General features: G+C 69.0%; 13 protein-coding genes. 3 read left to right on the plus strand and 10 right to left on the minus strand.

Annotation, left to right across the window (positions count from 1 at the left end; genetic code table 11):
- Positions 1-193 precede the first annotated feature (193 nt).
- The gene (locus AB0F88_RS43820; protein ID WP_362698462.1) at positions 194-982 is read right to left on the minus strand and encodes a PhzF family phenazine biosynthesis protein; all 789 of its coding nucleotides are present in this window, start codon (positions 980-982) and stop codon (positions 194-196) included.
- A gap of 206 nt (positions 983-1,188) precedes the next feature.
- Between AB0F88_RS43820 and AB0F88_RS43825 the strand changes: the two genes are divergently transcribed.
- Positions 1,189-1,581: a cell division protein SepF gene (locus AB0F88_RS43825; protein ID WP_329086981.1), complete on the plus strand. Its 393-nt coding sequence runs from the start codon at positions 1,189-1,191 to the stop codon at positions 1,579-1,581.
- 411 nt (positions 1,582-1,992) lie between these two features.
- Here the strand turns inward: AB0F88_RS43825 and AB0F88_RS43830 are convergent, their stop codons facing one another.
- From AB0F88_RS43830 to AB0F88_RS43850, 5 genes are all read right to left on the minus strand, one after another.
- Complete coding sequence (locus AB0F88_RS43830) at positions 1,993-3,693, minus strand: hypothetical protein (RefSeq protein ID WP_362698465.1); 1,701 nt, start codon at positions 3,691-3,693, stop codon at positions 1,993-1,995.
- A gap of 143 nt (positions 3,694-3,836) precedes the next feature.
- Positions 3,837-5,591 (minus strand): arginine--tRNA ligase, encoded by a 1,755-nt coding sequence (gene argS, locus AB0F88_RS43835; protein ID WP_362698468.1) that lies wholly within the window; start codon positions 5,589-5,591, stop codon positions 3,837-3,839.
- The gene (locus AB0F88_RS43840; RefSeq protein WP_362698471.1) at positions 5,588-7,966 is read right to left on the minus strand and encodes an HAD-IC family P-type ATPase; all 2,379 of its coding nucleotides are present in this window, start codon (positions 7,964-7,966) and stop codon (positions 5,588-5,590) included. Before AB0F88_RS43840 ends, argS begins: the two co-directional genes overlap by 4 nt.
- A 116-nt stretch (positions 7,967-8,082) precedes the next feature.
- Positions 8,083-9,090: a phosphate acyltransferase PlsX gene (gene plsX / locus AB0F88_RS43845; RefSeq protein ID WP_362698528.1), complete on the minus strand. Its 1,008-nt coding sequence runs from the start codon at positions 9,088-9,090 to the stop codon at positions 8,083-8,085.
- Between the two features lie 99 nt (positions 9,091-9,189).
- Positions 9,190-9,762, minus strand: a complete 573-nt coding sequence (locus tag AB0F88_RS43850; protein ID WP_362698474.1) for a DUF1707 domain-containing protein — start codon at positions 9,760-9,762, stop codon at positions 9,190-9,192.
- Positions 9,763-9,936: 174 nt separating this feature from the next.
- On the opposite strand from AB0F88_RS43850, the gene AB0F88_RS43855 reads away from it, so the two are divergent.
- A complete protein-coding gene (locus tag AB0F88_RS43855) occupies positions 9,937-11,262 on the plus strand; it encodes a lysine 2,3-aminomutase (RefSeq protein WP_362698476.1) in 1,326 nt (441 codons plus the stop codon).
- Positions 11,263-11,401: 139 nt separating this feature from the next.
- Here AB0F88_RS43855 and AB0F88_RS43860 read toward each other — a convergent pair whose 3' ends face one another.
- From AB0F88_RS43860 to AB0F88_RS43875, 4 genes are all read right to left on the minus strand, one after another.
- Positions 11,402-11,581, minus strand: coding sequence for a hypothetical protein (locus AB0F88_RS43860; protein WP_329086969.1), 180 nt, complete (start codon positions 11,579-11,581; stop codon positions 11,402-11,404).
- A 103-nt stretch (positions 11,582-11,684) separates the two neighbouring features.
- Positions 11,685-12,206 carry a YbhB/YbcL family Raf kinase inhibitor-like protein gene (locus AB0F88_RS43865; RefSeq protein ID WP_362698479.1) on the minus strand — a complete coding sequence of 174 codons (522 nt, stop codon included), beginning with the start codon at positions 12,204-12,206 and terminating at the stop codon, positions 11,685-11,687.
- A gap of 141 nt (positions 12,207-12,347) precedes the next feature.
- Complete coding sequence (locus AB0F88_RS43870; protein WP_362698482.1) at positions 12,348-13,211, minus strand: ABC transporter ATP-binding protein; 864 nt, start codon at positions 13,209-13,211, stop codon at positions 12,348-12,350.
- On the minus strand, positions 13,204-14,145 hold the full coding sequence (locus tag AB0F88_RS43875; protein ID WP_362698485.1) for an ABC transporter permease: 942 nt from the start codon (positions 14,143-14,145) through the stop codon (positions 13,204-13,206). The genes AB0F88_RS43870 and AB0F88_RS43875 overlap by 8 nt, the downstream gene beginning before the upstream one ends.
- Before the next feature lie 501 nt (positions 14,146-14,646).
- On the opposite strand from AB0F88_RS43875, the gene AB0F88_RS43880 reads away from it, so the two are divergent.
- Positions 14,647-16,278: an ABC transporter substrate-binding protein gene (locus AB0F88_RS43880; RefSeq protein ID WP_362698488.1), complete on the plus strand. Its 1,632-nt coding sequence runs from the start codon at positions 14,647-14,649 to the stop codon at positions 16,276-16,278.
- Positions 16,279-16,376 lie beyond the last annotated feature (98 nt).

Genomic DNA, 16,376 nt, shown 5'->3' on the forward strand with positions numbered 1-16,376 from the left:
GAGAGTAGGTCACCGCCGGACAATCTTTTGAGGGCCTCCACCGTTCGGTGGAGGCCCTCAGGCTTTCACGATTTCAAGAGGGAAGGGCCTCCACCACAGGTGGGGGCCCTTTTCGCGTTAAAGGGTGTTGGGGGTTGTGTGGGAACGGCGGTCACCGGGTCGACCGGAGCCACGACACCCAGGACACGAAACCCTAGACGTGAAGCTCGCCGGAAAGAACGGTCACCGCGTTTCCCGCGAGTTCGACCCGGTCGCCCCGTACAGTCGTGCGGACCACGCCCCCGCGCTGTGACAGCTGGGCGCCCACCAGCCTGTCGGAGCCGAGTTTGGCCGACCAGTACGGCGCGAGCGCGCAGTGGGCGGAGCCCGTGACCGGATCCTCAGGGACTCCGACCCTGGGGGCGAAGAAGCGGGACACGTAGTCGGCGCCGGGGCGCGAGGCCCGGGCCGTCACGATGACTCCTCGCGCGTCGACGGCCTCCAGGGCGCGGAAGTCAGGAACCGTGGCGAGCACGGCGTCCTCGGACTCGACCTCCACGAGGTAATCCCAAACATTTTTTCCTGTCCAAACAGGTTTAACTCCGAGCGCACCGATCAGTCCCTCTGGAGGGGTCGTCGCTTGGAGTACTTTTGCTGGGAAATCCATGCTGATTAAGTCGTATTTATCCCTGGTCACGGACAGGATTCCGCTCTTCGTTGAGAATTCGAGGGTTTCTGGGACCGTTCCCGTGGAATACAGCACATGCGCCGCGGCCAGGGTCGCATGCCCGCACAGGGCCACCTCGGTCACCGGCGTGAACCAACGGAGCGGGTACGGTCCGCCGTCCTCCGCTCCGAGCAGGAAGGCTGTCTCGGAGTGCCTCATCTCCGCCGCCACGGACTGCATCCAGGTGTCAGGGACCGGATTGCCGAGTACGCAGACCCCGGCGGGGTTACCCTTGAAAAATTCATCGGTAAACGAATCGACCGTGTAGACGAGCATGACGCGATGCTAGCGGCGCCGGAGATATCGGTTGAAGTTGGGTCAGGAGATCAGGCAAAGTCGGGGATCAGGCAAACCAGTGCGGTAGCCGTACAAAGTGGAAATAAGCGCTGGGCGTGTCGCATGGCGAACTTCTTGTCGTCGGTTACCGTCCAAGATGTAGGGACAGGCCGGGTACGGCGTGGTCCTGGCGAAAGGACGAGCCGATGGGGGCAGTGCGCAAGGTGGCGAGCTACCTTGGCCTGGGCGGGGCCGAGCATTATGACGAGTCCTACGACTACGAGGACGAGGTCGAGGGCGAAGAGGAAGACTGGCAGTCTGCCTCGGAGCGCGCGGCCAAGCGCTGGCGCGCGATGAACGAGCCTTCGCGGATCGTGATGCTGACACCGATGAAGTACAACGACGCACCGGTCATCGGGCAGCACTTCCGCGACGGTCAGACCGTCATCATGGATGTCAGCGGGATGAGCACCGCCGAGGCCACCCGCATGGTCGACTTCGTCGCAGGGCTGGCGTACGGCTGCGAGGGGCGCATCGAGCGGATCGCGGAGAAGGTCTTCCTGCTGGCCCCCGCAGAGGTGGAGATCACCAACGGTTGACGCCTGGCGCGGCCTCGCCGGTACGGGTCCTGAGCGATCGGATCCGTACGGGTGCGAGGCCGGCCTCGGCGAAGGACCGCGCACCGATGGCGAGGCCGTGCACCGGCGAGGCGGCGTGTCCGATGGGAAGACCGCGTACCGATGGCGAGGCCGTGCGGTGGGAAGCATGTTGACCTCGCGCCGCGGGTTCGTGACGCCCCGGTGGCGCGTACCGAGGGCGAGACCCCGTATGTCGTTATCCCGTACGTCGTTCTCGCCCCGTGGATGCCATAACGCTCCCGGTGATACGCGTAACTGATACGCGTAACGCTCTCGGGGTACCGGGGTACGCGCCGGCACTGTGAGCCGCGCGGCGGGCACACCACGGACCCGTGGACGGCGTGAGGCGGGTGGTGCGCCTGTGGTGACCGGTCAGCCCGCTCGGGGGCCCCGGCGGAGCAGGCGGGTGAGCTCGGCCAGGTCGGAGGTCGCCGTCTTGATCCGGCCCTCCGACTCGTGGGCGTACTCGTGCAGTGCCCACACCGCGCCCTGGGCGAGCTCCCTGAGCTCGGCGAGCTGGGTGATGACGTACTCGGCGTCCGCTCGCTCACGCTGACGCCTGCGCCACAGCCTGTAGGCGCCTCCCGTGACGGGCAGGAGTGCGAGCGGCGCGAGAGGAAGGACGGGAAGGACGAGCGCGACCACCAGGATCACCGGGGCCAGGGCGAGCAGTACGTAGGCCGCCCAGGGACGGCCACGAGCCGGAGCTCCTTCGGTGGCGATCCGCTCCTCGGCGGCACCCATCGACTCGGGATCCGGGCCCTCGGGTCTGAGCGTCACCTGGTGGCCGAGGATCGGCATGGTGACCGACTCGGGGGCCTCGGCCCGGGTGGCCTCGGCGAGGGTCTCGGCCGCGGCCCGTACGATGGGCGCGGCCACGTGCAACGCGATCGCGGCCAGGTAGGGGTGGGAGCCGGGGCGCAGGTCGCCGAGCAGGTGGCCGGTGAGCGGCCTCATCGGCCGCTCGTGGATGCCGGAACCCGTCAGCTGGCGGAGAACGGTCAGCGGTTCGTCCTCGCTCCACACGACGGCCGCCTCGCCGGAACGGCCCGCCTGCGCGGCGGTGACGAGCGCGAGGCCGTTCAGGTCACCGGCCGTTCCCTCCGTACGGTCGCGCGCCTCATCGGCCGCGCCATCGGCCGCCCGGACCGTGGAACCGCTCACGGAATCGGTCTTTCCTGCGGTGGCGCCATCGCCTCCCCTGCTCTCGCGGGCCGAGGTGATCTCGGCGCAGCGGTCGAGCAGGTGGGCCAGACGGGCGGCGGCGTGTACGGGGGCGGCCAGCTCGGGGAGTTCGGCGAGCTCCGCGAACCCGGCCAGGGCCGGTGACACGGCGGCGGAGGGTTCGTCGGGGATCAGCGCGCGCAGCCACCGGTCGGGCTCGGACGCTGGAGAGGCGGCCACCGCGTCGAGCTTGCGGAGAACGAAGATCTTGCCAGCCGGGCCGTACGCCCCGCGGGCGGCGGCGAGCCAGAGCGCCCGCTGGCCGTGGGTCACCGGGCGGTCCAGGGACAGCTCCCCGAAGGCGGTGCCGAGCCATGAGGCGTGGATGCGGTCGCCCTGGCCGGCCACGGCGAGGGCGAGGCAGAGGAAGAGCGCGGTCCGCTGCTCGTCACGCTGCGCGGCGCGGGCGAGGGGTTCGAGCGACTCCTCGCCGCGCATGAGCAGCACGAGCGCCTCGACGGCCGGAGCCAGCCAGTGGCCGGACGTGTCTTCGAAGCCCGCCGGTATGCCGGTGGGGACGATGCCGGTGGCCAGGTCGGTGAGGAACGCGTCGGCACAGCGGCGCAGTTCTGTCTCGGCAGATGAGGCATCGGCGTGTGGGGCGTCGATGCGCGAGACCGAAGTGTTCGAGATCGCGGTGTCCGTGCCCGCGGTGTTGGTGCCTGCGGTGTTGGTGCCCGTGGTCGGGGCGGTGTCCACGTCCGCGGCCGGATCCGCGTCCACTGCGGCCAGATCCGCCTCCAACGCCGCGGCCAGGTCGGTGCTCACGCTCGTGCCCAGGTCCGCGGTCAAGCCGGTGCTCAGGTTCGCGGTGTCCGTGCTCACGTTCGCGGTCAGGTCCGTGCTCAAGGCAGAGAGCTCCCCGAAGTTGTGACCGATGACCGCGCCAGCGTATTGCGCTTCGGACATCCCCGCAGGGAGGCGCGCCGAACATGACTTTGCCAGACGATCGCCTTCATTTTCGCAATAAAGACGATCATCTGGTGGACAGGTTACATGCGCTCGGGTGCCGGGACGCCGAGAAGGCTCAGGCCGGTCTCCAGAACCTTCAGGGTCAGCGCGCACAGGGCGAGCCGCGAGGCGCGAGTGGCCGCGTCGACGTCGTCCTTCAGCACCGGGCAGTTCTCGAAGAACGTGGTGAAGGCGCTCGCGGTGTCGAAGAGGTAGGAGGCCATCTTGTGCGGCGCCGAGTTCTCCGCCATCTCCTCGACGACCGAGCCGAACCCGAGGAGTTGCAGCGCCAGGGCGCGCTCGGCCGGGTGTCCCAGCACGATCGGGCCGGTCGTCTCGGCCGGGGTCACCCCGCCCTTGCGGAAGATGGAACGGATGCGGGCCTGGGCGTACTGCAGGTAGGGGCCGGTGTTGCCGGTGAGGGCGAGCATGCGGTCGAAGTCGAAGACGTACTCGCTGTCGTGGCTGACCGACAGGTCGGCGTACTTGACCGCGCCCATGCCGACGGCGTGCGCGATCTCCGTGCGCTCGGCGTCGGTGTAGTCGCTGGTCCTGAGCACCTCGGCGGCCCGGGTCTCGGCCTCGTCGAGCAGCTCGACGAGCTTGATGGACTTCCCGCTCCTGGTCTTGAACATCTTGCCGTCGGAGCCCAGCACGCTGCCGATCTGGATGTGCTCGGCCCTGACGTGGTCGGGCAGCCAGCCCGCCAGCCTGGCCGAGTCGAACACCATCGACATGTGCAGCGACTGGGTCGCGCCGATCACGTAGAGGATGCGGTCGGCCTTGAGATCCTGGACCCGGTAGCGGATCGTGGCCATGTCGGTGGTGCCGTAGCCGTAGCCGCCGTCACTCTTGCGGATCATCAGGGGCAGCGGCTGGCCCTCGCGGCCGGTGTAGCCGGGCGGGAAGACGCAGAGCGCGCCGTCGCTGAGGACGGCGATGCCGCGCTCCTGCAGCTCGTCGCAGACCTGGGCGAGCACGTGGTTGTACATGCTCTCGCCGGCGATGTCGTCGTTGGTCAGCGTCACACCGAGCTGGACGTAGACCTTGTTGAAGTAACGGACCGTGGCGTCCATGAAGATGTGCCACAGGCGCATCGTCTCGGGCTCTTCGGCCTGCAGGGTGACGACCCGGCTGCGGGCGCGCTTGTTGAACTCGGGGTCGGTGTCGAACTTCAGGCGGGCGGCCTGGTAGTAGGCGTTGCCCTCGCCGGCCTCCAGCTGGGCGACGGCGGCCTCCTCGCCGATGTCGAGCAGGTGCTCGATGAGCATGCCGAACGGCGTGCCCCAGTCGCCGAGGTGGTTCTGCCGGATGACCTTGTGGCCCAGGTGCTCGTGGACCCTGGCGAGCGCGTCACCCACGATCGTCGTGCGCAGGTGGCCGACGTGCATCTCCTTGGCCGCGTTGGGCGCGGAGTAGTCGATCACGACGGTCTGCGGCGAGGTGGACAGGCTCACGCCGGTGCGCGGGTCGGCCAGGATCTCGGAGGCGCCGGCCGCGATCCACTCGTCGGAGAGGGTCAGGTTGAGGAAGCCGGGGCCGCTGACCTCGACGGTGCCGGGGAACGGGTCGTCCTGGGCGTCTCCGGCCCGCCCGGTGAGGTGCTCGGCGATCTCCTGGGCGACCTCCCGCGGGGTTCCCGGCAGTCGCTTGCTCAGGCTCATCGCGACGTTCGCCTGGTAGTCGGCGAACTGCGAGGGGCGGATCAGCGGGTCTGCGTCGGAGTACTCCGCACCGAAGGCGGCGGCCAGCGCCTGCTGGACGCGCTCGGTCAGTGCGAGCTGCGGGTCGGTCATGCTCCAAGGGTATCGGCTGGCCGGTCCTGAACCGATTGGATATCGCCCGGGATCGGCTCCGTACGGCGGGATCGCACGATCATGAAGACGCCCGTCAGCACGACCCCGGCGGCGACGCCGAGCCCGGTCGCGGTGAGACCGGCGGCGGGGCCGCCGAGGGTGAGCGCGAAGAACTCGCGGGCGAACGGGACGGCGAGGGCCAGCGCGAACAGTCCGGCCATGGAGGCCACGAGCACCACCCGCCACCAGACGTACGGGCGGGCGACCAGGACCAGCACCCACCAGGCCGCCACGAACAGCGTGATCACCGCGGAGGTGCGGCTCTCCTCCAGGGTGGCGGACCCGCTCTGGGCGATCCAGTACGACAGGTAGACGGCGGCGGCGCAGACGATCCCGGCGGGGACCGCCAGGCGCAGCACGCGGGGCACGAAGCCGCTCCTGGCGCGCTCGTTGCTCGGCGCGAGCGCGAGGAAGAAGGCGGGGATGCCGATCGTCAGGGCGTTGACCAGCGTGGAGTGACGGGGAGCGAACGGGAACGCGAGCCCGATGACCCCGGTGAGCAGGGAGAGCACGATCGCGTAGAAGGTCTTGGTCAGGAAGAGCCCGGCGACCCGCTCGATGTTGGCGAGCACCCGGCGGCCCTCGCCCACCACGGAGGGCAGGCCGGCGAAGCCGTCGTCCATCAGCACGATCTGGGCGACCGCCCGGGTGGCGCCGCTGCCGGAGCCCATCGCCACGCCGAGGTCGGCGTCCTTGAGCGCGAGCACGTCGTTCACGCCGTCGCCGGTCATGGCGACCGTGTGCCCGCGCGACTGGAGCGCGCCGACGAACAATCGCTTCTGGTGCGGGCTGACCCGGCCGAAGACGGTGTTGGCCTCCATGATCTCGGCGAGCTTCTCCGGGTCGTCCTCCGGCAGGGTGCGGGCGTCCACCGCGCGCTCCCCGCCGGGGATGCCCAGGGAGGTGGCGATGGCCGACACCGACTCGGGGTTGTCGCCGGAGATGACCTTGACGGTGACGCGCTGCCCGGCGAAGTAGGCGAGGGTCTCGGCCGCGTCGGGGCGGATCCGCTGTCTGAGCACGACGATGGCCGCGGCCTCGACGGCGCCGAGGTCGTCGGGGTCGCGCAGCGAGGCGACCCGGCACAGGGCGAGCACCCGCAGGCCGGTGGCGGCGAGCGCCCAGGCGTCGTCGTACGCGGGGGTGCCGGGCGGCAGGAGGACGTCGGGGGCGCCCAGGACCCAGCCGCCGTGGTCGTCGAACCCGGCGCCGCTCCATTTGCGGGCCGAGGAGAAAGGGACCTTCGCGATGGCGGTCCAGCCGGGCGAGTCGGGGTAGCGGGCCTGGACGGCGCGGGCGGTGGGGTTGGGGTCGGGATCGAGGTTGGCCAGCGCGGCCAGGGCCTCGTGGACGGGCAGGTCGTCGCGGAGCGGGCGGACCTCGTCGAGCTCCATGCCGCCCGAGGTGAGGGTGCCGGTCTTGTCGAGGCAGAGCGTGTCGACCCGGGCCAGGATCTCGATCGCGGGCAGTTCCTGGACCAGGCAGTGGCGCCTGCCCAGCCGGATCACGCCGACGGCGAAGGCGATGCTGGTCATCAGGACCAGGCCTTCGGGGATCATGGTGACGATGCCCGCGACCGTGCCGGTGACGGCCTCGCCGACGCTCGTCTGCCTGCTGACCTGGCTCCAGGTGAGCAGGGCGCCGATCGGGATGACCAGCCAGGTCACGTACTTGATGAACCGCGTGACGCCTTCGCGCAGCTCCGAGTGGGACAGGCTGAACGCGCTGGCCTCCTCGGCGAGCCTGGCCGCGTAGGCGTCGCGGCCGACCCTGGTCGCGACATAGGAGCCTCTTCCGGCGACCACGAAGCTGCCGGACAGGACCTCGTCGCCGGGACGCTTGTGCACCGGGTCGGCCTCGCCGGTCAGCAGCGACTCGTCCGCCTCCAGGCCGTCGGCGTCCACCATCTCGCCGTCGACCAGCAACTGTTCGCCGGGGGAGAGCAGGACGAGATCGCCGAGCACGACCTGCCGGGGTGGGATCTCGGTGTCGGAGCCGTCCCTGCGGACCCTGACCGGGGACTCGTTGACGATGGCGAGCCGGTCGAGGGTGCGCTTGGCGCGGAGCTCCTGGACGATGCCGATGCCCGCGTTGGCCACGATCACCAGTCCGAAGAGCCCGTCCTGCCACTCCCCGAAGATCATGATCAGCACCCAGAGCGCGCCGATCACCCCGTTGAAAAGGGTGAGGACGTTGGCCCTGACGATCGCCGAGACCGACCTGCTCGACCGGCGCCTGACGTCGTTGACCTGCCCGGCGGCCACGCGCTCGGCGACCTCGGCCGCGGTCAGCCCTCGTTCCGCCACCTGCTCCACACGGCCCCCCGCCGATCGACTGGGACTCAGGGTACGCGGGGCCGGAGAACGCGATGGGAGGTGCCATCCGATACGCCGGAAATATCACCGCAGGTGGGTGGGCCGTGCGCGAGGTGTCACCAGAGGCGGTGCGGGCGGGGGGCGGCGGCGAGGCGCTCGCCGATGCGGTTCACCACGCCCTCCTGGGCCAGTCTGGCCGCGAGCACGCAGGCGGAGCTCACCCCCTTGGCGTGCGAGGCGCCGTGCGCGATGACCACGGTGCCGTTCAGGCCGAGCAGCACGGCCCCGCCGTGGACCTCGGGGTCGAGCCGCCGGTAGAGCTCCCTGATGCGCCTCTTCTGCAGCAGCCCGCCCACCCTGGCCGTCCGGCTCTCGTTGATCGTCTCGCGGAGCTCGGCGAAGGCGTAGCGGACGCTGCCCTCCATGGTCTTGAGCGCCACGTTGCCGGTGAAGCCGTCGGCGACGATGACGTCCACGGTACGGGTGAGCAGGTCGTGGCCCTCGATGTTGCCCGCGAAGTCGAGCCCCGGGGCGGCCGACAGCAGCTCGTGGGCCCGCTTGACGAGCTTGTTGCCCTTCTCGGGCTCGCTGCCGATGGTCAGCAGTCCGATCCTGGGCTTCTCGACGCCCAGGGCGGTCTCCGCGTAGGCGGCGCCGAGGTGGGCGAACTGCACCAGCATCTCCGGCTTGACCTCGGCGTTCGCCCCGGCGTCCAGCAGGACGGTCGGGGTGGGCCTGGTCGGCAGGGCGACGGCGATGGCGGGCCTGAGAACTCCCGGCTGGCCGCGGAGCCTGAGCTTTCCGGTGGCCACGATCCCGGCGGTGGAACCGGCGGAGACCACGGCGCAGGCGTCGCCCCGGCGTACGAGGTGGCAGGCGACGGCGATGCTGGAACGCGGCCGGCGCAGGCTGGCGAGGGCGCCCTCGTCCATGGCCAGGGCCTCCTCGGCGCGGACGATCGGGATCTCGGTGGTCGCGTCGTGCCGGGAGAGCGCCTCGGACAGGGGGCGGGGGGCACCGACGAGCACGACGGAGATCCCGTGCTCTCGTACCGCCCGCACGGCTCCCGCCACGATCTCGTCGGGGGCGTTGTCGCCGCCCATCGCGTCCAGGGCGATCGGCATGGCGCCGGGAGCGTCGGTCTCAGGCAAGCGGTCACCTCGTGCGGGATGGTTTGTCCGCATCGTAGGCGGGCTCAGGACCGGATCGTTCCGTGGGGCCGATCAGGGAGTGCCGGGGAGATTCCAGTCGCTTCTCTCCCGCGAGACGATGATCTTGCCGAAGGTGGCCCGGCCGACGACCCTGATGACCGGGCCGTCGCCGTCGCCCGCGCCGCCGGAGACGCTGCGCTTGGCGAACAGCGCGCCGACCTCGTCGATGACGTGGGCGTTGTGGGGGACCCTGACGATCAGCTTGCCGCAGTAGGAGTTGACCTCAAGGGTGATCTCCCGGCCCGGCAGCACCGCGTCGGAGAGGTCGACGATCAGCGCGCCGAAGGTGGCGCGCAGCGCGGTGTGCCGCCCGGCGATCCAGCGCCCGCCGCGCACGACCTTGCTGAAGACGGCGGCGACCTCCTGCCGCTCTGCGGCGACCCCGCGGGCGGGCGCGGTGATGTCGGGCAGGTCGCGGGTGAGGGGGACGAGGTCGTCCGTCGTGACGGCGGTGTAGGCGGCCTCCAGCCGGTCGGCGTGCTCGACGCTGGTCAGGCGGCCGGCGGCGAACGCCTCGCTCAGCACCGCGGCCGCATGGTCGCGATCGGCGTCGGAGGCGCGCAGGACGGGGTCATGGGACGTCATGACCGCGAGTGTACGACCATTCAAGATATATCGCGACACATGTTTCGTGAAGAAGTCGCCGAGATATGGAACCGGTCACAGGGGGGTTTACGTCCGGTATATAAGTGGTCCAAGACGCACGAGAGGTGGATGAGGTTTACCGCGACAAGCACAAAAAAACGAGGCATAGGATTGGTGATCTTGAACGAAGCTTCCAAGCGCGGGTTCCGGGCCTACACCGCGAAACACCTCGACGACCTGCTGCGCAGAGGCGGCCTGGGTGACGACGAGCGGCTGCGGATCAGAGCGGTGGCGACGGTGCTGCCCTTCCGCACCAACGCCTACGTGGTGGACCGGCTCATCGACTGGTCCGCGGTCCCGGAGGACCCCATCTACCGGCTGGTCTTCCCCCAGGAGGACATGCTGCCCGAGGCGGACGTCACCAGGTTGGCGGGCCTGCTGCGGGCCGGCGCGGGGAACGCCGAGATCCAGGCGGCGGCGAACAAGGTCAGGATGAGGCTCAACCCGCACCCGGCCGGTCAGCTCGACCTCAACGTCCCGCGCGTCGGCGCCGAGCCGGTGCCCGGCATGCAGCACAAATATCCTGAGACGGTGCTCTTCTTCCCCAAGCAGGGGCAGACGTGCCACGCCTACTGCACCTACTGCTTCCGGTGGGCCCAGTTCATCGGGGAGCCCGACCTGAAGTTCGCCTCCGACGACGTCGACTCCCTCGTGCGCTATCTCAAGGACCACCCCGAGGTGACCAGCGTGCTGCTCACCGGCGGGGACCCCATGATCATGGGTGAGCCGGTGCTCCGCCGCTATCTGGAGCCGCTGCTCGGCATCGAGCAGCTCGAGTCCATCCGTATCGGCACCAAGTCGCTGGCCTACTGGCCGCAGCGGTTCGTCTCCGATCCCGACAGCGACGACACGCTCCGCCTGTTCGCCTCGGTGGTCGACGCGGGCAAGAACCTGGCCTTCATGGCGCACTTCTCGCATCCCCGGGAGCTGGACCTCCCGATCGTCGAGGCCGCCGTCGCGGGAATCACGGCCACCGGCGCGGTCGTCAGGACGCAGGCACCGCTGATCCGGTCGATCAACGACGACCCCGCGACCTGGTCGTCCATGTGGCGCAGGCAGCTCACCATGGGCATGATCCCGTACTACATGTTCGTCGAGCGCGACACCGGCCCGCAGGACTACTTCGCGGTGCCGCTCGCCAGGGCCTACGAGATCTTCAGGGACGCCTACGCGAGCGTTTCCGGGCTGTGCCGCACCGTGCGGGGCCCGTCGATGTCCGCCACGCCCGGCAAGGTCTGCCTGGACGGCGTCGCCGAGGTCGCGGGGCAGAAGGTCTTCGTGCTCCACCTCATCCAGGCGCGCGATCCGGCGCTGGTCGGCCGCCCCTTCTTCGCGAGGTACGACCCGAACGCGGTGTGGCTCACCGACCTGCGCCCGGTCTTCGCCGACCGTTTCCCCTTCGAGCCCGCCACCGTCGCCCCCCAGCGACTGTCGGCCTGAATCCGCCCCTGCCGGCCCGGTCCGCCATCCCCGGCGTGGCCCGGGGCCCGCGGGCCGCACACGGCGGCGGTGAAGGCCGGTGAGGGGTCGTGGCCGGCGGGGAGACCGCCGGTGCGCGCCGGCCGGTCTCCCCGCCGCCTCAGCGCCCCGGGCCCCGCACGGAGGTGCGACGGGCGATCTCGGCCTGGAGTCTGGCCATCTGCCAGTGCAGCTCGATGAGCTGCTCGGTCAGCTGGAGACGCGGAATCTCTGACGGGTCCTCGACGGACAGGTGGTCGATCGCGGTGGACAGCTCTCGCATCGCGCGCCCCCACTCCATGACGGCTTCCTTGGATCGAAACAACGTTCGAATCATACCGGAACACCGAACACGCTGTCAGTCCATTGCCTCCCGTGTCCCACCCCGGTGCGTGAGGTCCCTGCTAGTTCTGGTATTCGGGCGTCACGTATCCGCGAGCCAGGGTGTGGGCGGTGATGTTGAAGCCCACCACGGCGGGCGGGGTGTCGGCGTCGAGGCCGAGTTTCTCCACGTCGAGGGCGTGCACCGCGAAGATGTAGCGGTGCGGGTCCCCGGGCGGCGGTGCGGCGCCGCCGTAGGCGTTGTGGCTGTAGTCGTTGCGCCCGTGCACGCCCACGCCGCCGTCGCCGGCACCCGCGCCGGCGGGCAGCTCGGTCACGTCGGCCGGGATGTCGAACAGCAGCCAGTGCCAGAACCCGCTGCCGGTGGGGGCGTCGGGGTCGAAGCACGTCACGGCGTAGCTGAGGGTGCCCTCGGGGGCGCCGGACCAGCGCAGATGGGGAGAGACGTTCTGGCCGGTGGAGCCCCAGTCGTTGAACACGTGGGTCTCCGCCATGCGTTCGCCGTCGCGGACGTCGTCGCTCTCGACGGTCAGCGCGGGGACCTGGGGCAGGAAGTCATACGGAATCGGTGGCCGCGTGGACACGATTCACCTCCGATGGAAGCGTCTTGTCGGTCGCTCCTCATCCTGCCCTGCCACCGGGCCCCGTAGCGATCAGAGGCCGTGTGATCGGAGACCGCGGTGGCCGGACGCCGTGGTGACCGGGTCGTGTCGTGGGCGGCGCGATCAGACCTTGTTGTAGGCGGCGAGGACCGTCTTCGGGTCGCCGTCCATCCTGATCTTGCCCTTGTGTAGCCAGATGACCCGGTTGCAGGTCTCCTCGATCACGTCGAGGTTGTGGGCGACCAGGAAGACGGTGCCGGCCTCGTCGCGCATCTTCTTGATGCGGTCCTGGCTCTTGCGCCGGAACTCGCGGTCACCGGTGGCCAGGGCCTCGTCGATGAGCAGCACGTCGTGGGACTTGGCCGAGGCGATGGCGAAGCGGAGCCTGGCGCCCATGCCCGAGGAGTAGGTCGACATGGGGAACTGCACGAACTCCCCGATGCCGGAGAAGTCGACGATGTCGTCGTACTTCTGCTTGACCTGCGCGGGGTTCATGCCCATCGCGTAACAGCCGAGCACGATGTTGCGCTCGCCGGTGAGCTCGCGCATCAGCGCGGCGTTGACGCCGAGCAGGGAGGGCTGGCCGTCGGTGTAGACGGCGCCGGAGTGCGGGGGCAGGAGGCCGGCGATGGCGCGCAGCAGCGTGGACTTGCCGGAGCCGTTGCGGCCGACGATGCCGATGGCGTCGCCGTGGCGGGCCACGAAGGACACGCCGCGCACGGCGTGGACCTCCTTCATCTGCGGCCGTCCCTGGCGCTTGACGAGGCGCATGAGGGCGTTGACGGCGTTGCCCTTCTCCGTGTCGCTGGCCGCGCCGTACACCCGGTAGATGATGTGCAGGTCGTCCACGATGACCGTGGGTGTGCCCTCGCGCTCGTCGGCGGGCGCGGGGGCGGGTTCCGGGTTGGGATGCACCCTGACGTCCGTGCTCGGCACGGCGGGCTCCTCGGCCTTCACTCGGGACAGCTCCTCGGTCAACTCAGCCACGGCCGTACTTCTCCTCGGCTCGCCAGAAGTACCAGAACCCGCCGAGCAGAGCGAACACCGCCCAGAATACGCAGACCGCCCAGATGTAGGGCCGGGGGTCATGGGTATTCATGAGCAGGTCCCGCATGAGCTCGATGTACGCGGCGGCCGGGTTGAAGTACATGATGTCGGCGACCCACTGGGGGAGGCCGGCGCCGCCGGGGCCCACGACCTTGTCCTCGATGGAGAAGAAGACGCCGGAGGCGTAGAGCCAGGTGCGCATGATGAAGGGGAGCAGCTGGTTCAGGTCGCGGGCGGTGGAGCCGAACCGGGCGAGCACCAGGCTCGCGCCGATGTTGAACATGGTCTGCAGCGCCAGGGCGACCGGGATCAGCAGCCAGTACAGGGTGATGGGCTCCTGGGTGAGCAGCACCAGCCCGAACAGCACGCCCATGGAGATGAGCAGCTGCTGGAACTCCTGGATCGTGTAGGCGAGCGGGAGCGCGGCGCGCGGGAAGTGCAGGGCGCGGATGAGCGACAGGTTGCCGGAGATCGCCCTGGCGCCGCCGCTCACCGAGCGCTGGGTGTAGGTGAAGACGAACATCCCGGTGATGAGGAAGGCCGGGTAGTTCTCGATGCCCTTGCTCGCGCCGAGGATCAGGCCGAACATCAGGAAGTAGATGGCGGCGTTGAGCAGTGGCGTGATGACCTGCCACAGCTGGCCCAGGGCCGAGTTGCTGTACTTCGAGACGTTGCGCGACGTGGCGTACGTCATGATGAAGTGCCGTCGGTCCCACAACTGGCGCAGGTAGACGGGCAGACTCGGGCGTGCGATGGCACGCCGAAGTCCGTGGCGCGCGGCGAGCTTGGCCAGCGGCTCTTGCCCCTGCTCGGGGGTGCCGTTACTCGGGCCGCCCGCCTGGGCGTCCGCGATCGCGGATTCCGGCTGGCTCATGGCAAGGACTCTATTGGATGCGAGTGGATGAAGTGCCTGCGGCGGGGTCCCGCCGCACACATTGGACGGGATCTCCGGCCCGTAGGTTCCAGGGCAATTGTGCGGTTCTCCCGCGGCGGACCGGGCCCTTGGCGATCACGTAAGCGCAGGCCCAGGTCAGGGTCATCGGAGGGTAACGGATGCGAGCAGTGCCGCCGCGGGGGTATTTTGGCGTGACCGTTCATGTCCTACGTGTGCCTGGATGTCGTTTTCATACACATCTGGGATCTTGACCTCGTCGAGTTGGCAGGTATGTGACGCCGAATCGGTTCATGCGTGACCGAACTGCAACATCACAGATATAAGTCGGTGTGGAGCGGTAGGGAATAGTCGCGATCGATCGGTGTGGCGTCAGCACCCGGACCGGAACAGCGGGAAGCAGGGACCACAAGATCCTCCTTCGCGGTGCTCGGGTCACGGACTCAGTGTCGACGTAAGCCTGCAAAGGGAGGATTTACCGCAATGCGCGTTTCTAAGGGTGCGCGGCTCACCGCCGGCACCGCGTTGCTCGCCCTCGCGCTGACCGCGTGTGGCAGCTCGACGTCCTCGGATGGCGGGACGGCCGCGGCCGACCAGCCCGTGCGTATGGAGCTCGGCGAGCCGCAGAAGCTCTTCTACCCCGGTGACACCACCGAGTCCGAGGGCTCCGAGGTCATGGCCGCCATCTTCGCCCCGCTGGTCGGCTACGACGAGAACAAGCAGGTCGTGAACGAGGTCGCCGAGTCGATCGAGTCGACCGACAACACGGTGTGGACGATCAAGCTCAAGCCCGGCTACACGTGGCACAACGGCGAGAAGCTGATCGCGCAGAACTACGTCGACGCGTGGAACTACGCCGCCAACCAGGACAACGCCCAGGGCGCCAACGGCTTCTTCAGCCGGGTCGACGGCTGGGCCGACCTGAACCCGGGCGAGGGCCAGACCGTCTCCACCAAGGAGATGAAGGGCCTGAAGGTCGTCGACGAGAACACCTTCAGCGTCACCCTCGCCAAGCCGTTCTCGCAGTTCAAGACGATGCTGGGCTACACGGCGTTCTACCCGCTGCCCAAGGCGGCCTTCGGCCCCGACGGCAAGGTCACCGAGGAGTACGCCAAGAAGCCGATCGGCCAGGGCTACTTCCAGATCGACAAGCCCTACAACAAGGGCACCGACCAGACGATCGACCTCACCCGGTACGACAAGTTCGCCGGGACGAAGCCGAAGTTCACCAAGCTCCAGTTCAAGCTCTACACGAGCCCGGAGACCGCGTTCAACGACCTGGCCGCGGGCAACCTCGACGTGCACGACTCGCTGCCCCCGTCGGCGATCGCCCGTGCCAAGTCGGAGCTCGGCGAGCGCTACATGGACGAGGCGGACGCCGGCGTCGGCTACATCGGCTTCCCGCTGCAGTACAACAAGACGTACGCGAACGTGAAGGTCCGCGAGGCCATCTCCATGGCCATCGACCGCGCGACCATCGCCGACAAGGTCTTCTCCGGCACGCGCGCACCGGCGGACGACTTCATCAACCCCCTCCTCGACGGCTACCGCGCCGGTGCCTGCGCGGCCTGCAGCTACGAGCCCGACAAGGCCAAGGCGCAGTACGCGGAGAACAACGGCCCCAAGACGCTGGAGCTGGGCTACAACACCGACGGCCCGCACAAGGAGTGGATCGAGGCCGTCGCGAACAGCCTCCGCGCCAACCTGGGCATCGAGGTGACGGTCAAGCCCTTCGAGAAGTTCGCCTCGATTCTCGACGAGCTCGACAAGAAGACCTACGGCGGCATGTTCCGCATGGGCTGGGCGATCGACTACCCGTCGGCGGAGAACTACCTGACCCCGATCTTCTCCACCGTCGCGATCAAGACCGGCTCCAACTACGCCGGCTGGTCGAACAAGGAGTTCGACGAGCTCCTGGCCAAGGGCGACACCGCCCCGACGCAGGAGGAGGGCCTGAAGTTCTACCAGCAGGCCGACGACATCCTGATCAAGGAACTGCCGTACATCCCGGTGTACTTCTACCGGACGAACGCAGCGTTCTCCCAGCACGTCAAGGGCGTCAAGATCAATCTTCTCAACCAGATCGAGTGGACCGAGGTCGAGAAGGCCAGCTGACGACCGGTTGAGGGCCGGGCGGGAGCCCGGCCCCACTGGCCGCCCGGAACGATCTCGCGGCACCGTGTGACCCGCCGGTCCGCGAGATCGACCCCGGG

It is taken from the genome of Streptosporangium sp. NPDC023963, from assembly GCF_040639135.1.
Taxonomy (GTDB): Bacteria; Actinomycetota; Actinomycetes; order Streptosporangiales; family Streptosporangiaceae; genus Streptosporangium.

Coding starts and splice junctions, on each gene's coding strand:
- AB0F88_RS43850 (WP_362698474.1), bottom strand. CDS start 9,762: ATGACGTCCCATGACCCCGTCCTGCGCGCCTCCGACGCCGATCGCGAC.
- AB0F88_RS43880 (WP_362698488.1), top strand. CDS start 14,647: ATGCGCGTTTCTAAGGGTGCGCGGCTCACCGCCGGCACCGCGTTGCTC.
- AB0F88_RS43860 (WP_329086969.1), bottom strand. CDS start 11,581: ATGGAGTGGGGGCGCGCGATGCGAGAGCTGTCCACCGCGATCGACCAC.
- AB0F88_RS43825 (WP_329086981.1), top strand. CDS start 1,189: ATGGGGGCAGTGCGCAAGGTGGCGAGCTACCTTGGCCTGGGCGGGGCC.
- argS (WP_362698468.1), bottom strand. CDS start 5,591: ATGACCGACCCGCAGCTCGCACTGACCGAGCGCGTCCAGCAGGCGCTG.
- AB0F88_RS43820 (WP_362698462.1), bottom strand. CDS start 982: ATGCTCGTCTACACGGTCGATTCGTTTACCGATGAATTTTTCAAGGGT.
- plsX (WP_362698528.1), bottom strand. CDS start 9,090: ATGCCGATCGCCCTGGACGCGATGGGCGGCGACAACGCCCCCGACGAG.
- AB0F88_RS43875 (WP_362698485.1), bottom strand. CDS start 14,145: ATGAGCCAGCCGGAATCCGCGATCGCGGACGCCCAGGCGGGCGGCCCG.